Consider the following 2,142-nt stretch of genomic DNA (forward strand, 5'->3'; position numbering starts at 1 on the left):
TGGGCGTAAGCCTGAGATTGTTGGTACAAGCGGGCATTTTCGAGTGAAATCGCCGCTTGCGCGCACAACAGTTGGATGACTTCAGTGCGATCGCCCGTAAATGCCCCAATTGTCAAGTTATTTTCTAAATACAGCAACCCGATTAATTTACCCTGATGTAAAATCGGCGAACACAGCACACTTTTTGGCTGTTTTTCCATCAAATACGGGTCTGCCATAAAATCGTTTCGTGCTGCTGCATTATCCAAAACAACAGTTTTTAAAGTGTGCTTGACATAGTTGACCACAGCAGCAGGAACCGCCTCGTTGGATGACAGCGGAACAGATATTGAAATAACATTTTCCGTGAGAGAGGCTACAGATGCGACCGCGAGATTGCCATCCTTAACCAACAGCAGGACAACTTGTTTTGCCCCGGCAGTTTCCATCACCACAGACATCAGTGCATCCAGCACTTTTTCTAATTCTATTTCACTTGACAGAGCTTGTGAAGCTTTGAGAATAGCAGCGAGATCGAGGGCTTCGCAAATACTGCTACCAGATTGAGATGTTGGGAAAGTTTGATGTACAATTGAAGATTTTCCAATTGTTTGAAGGCGAATTTCATTAAAAGCATAACGGTTTTGTTGGGCTTGCAATATGGGAGCCAAAAGTTGGGGATAGCGCTTTTCTAAATCATCAATTTTGGCTTTTGCACCCCAACGAGCGTAACAGTAGTAGGCTTCTTGCATATAGGAATTCGCCACTTTTTCTTTCCGCCAATCGAGGTAGAATTTGGCTGCGAGTTCGTTGGCCAAGGCTTCTTCTTGGATGTATTCATTTTTTTTGGCTCCAGAAATAGCCTTGTCGTAAAACTCTATCGCTTCGGCTTTTTGTCCTAATACCCGACATTTTTCCGCTTCTACCAAATCAAACTTATGTTGATAATTCATAGGAGCATGGTGGGCCCAGAACTCTAACTGCGTTTGGTTTTGTTCTACCCGCTTTAATGCTTCTGCTGTCTCATCTGACGGTTGACTCAACAATGCTATAGCAATCAGAGAATCGTAGAGATAAAATGCAGCTTCACCGACGGTTCCCGCCACAGCCATTAAATATCGTCTGGCAAAGAGTGCATGGTTGTTAGCTTGCTCAAATTCCCCAAACAAAAACCAAAGAGTCAGCTTATACAAATAGAAGTTATACAACCCAAACAGATCGTTACCAGACAGCAGCAGGGGCAGAAACTCCGTCTCTTGAAGGGCTTTCCCAGACAACATGGTGGGATGCTCCGCAAAACCCAGCAAATTTAAAATAGATTGCCAACATATCCGGCAGTAATTGGCTGTGATCGATTGGTTCAATTGCACTAACTGATTGCAGTAGTTGCGAGTATCCAGCTCTAAGGTAGCAAGGGGCTGACCGCACCAAAAAGAATTGTAACAAAAAACGTTAGCATTATGTCCGACAAACTCCAAGTTTCCGACTTCTAAGGCAGTTTTGTAACCATCGCTCAAGAGCGGCAAGCTATCTTTGATATGATATTTACGGTGTTCTATAGACATTCCTAGCACCAAGAACACTTCAGGTTTAGTAGCTTTAGCATCCAGTTTTGAGACTACCTGGAGTGCTAACTCACCAAACTGTGTTGCTGTATTTACATCTTGCAACAGATTACACAAAATGATGCCGTAGCAAGCATAGCTAAGACCTGAAACAGGTGTGTTTCCGTACCGGAGGGATAGTTTGACTGACAGCGAAATCACTAAGGGAAATAAGGGAGATCCGCAGGCGTAAGTTACTGACATGATGCTGCTGGCAATCTGGATAATTGCGAGCTTCTTCGCATCTTTCATCACAGGTAGGTTGAGAAAATCTTCAATTTTTCGGTCTCCAATCAGTTCCCCAATTTCTTGGATTTCCTGTTGAATATCTGTCGGGGCGGGTATTTCTGGAAAAGTTACGCCAAGCTGTTGCAGAACCTGTTGGGCGATCGCAATGGCTTCGCTAAATTTAACCTGGGAGATATTAGATTGAATTTGAATTCGGTAAACATTGATTTTTTCTAGTAAGGATCGTGCCTGTTGGGTGACAATATCGCTCAACCGTTCCATTTCTTCAAACTCACCGCACAGAGCAGCCACTTCCGCTGCTAATTCATGC

Annotated in this window: 1 protein-coding gene; it reads right to left on the minus strand. The window is 43.7% G+C overall.

The window, feature by feature from the left end; genetic code table 11:
• On the minus strand, nt 1-2,142 hold a 2,142-nt coding region (locus WBA89_RS07040), incomplete at both ends, for a GAF domain-containing protein (protein WP_424405072.1).

The organism is Microcoleus sp. (assembly GCF_049646505.1).
Classification (GTDB): Bacteria; Cyanobacteriota; Cyanobacteriia; order Cyanobacteriales; family Microcoleaceae; genus Microcoleus.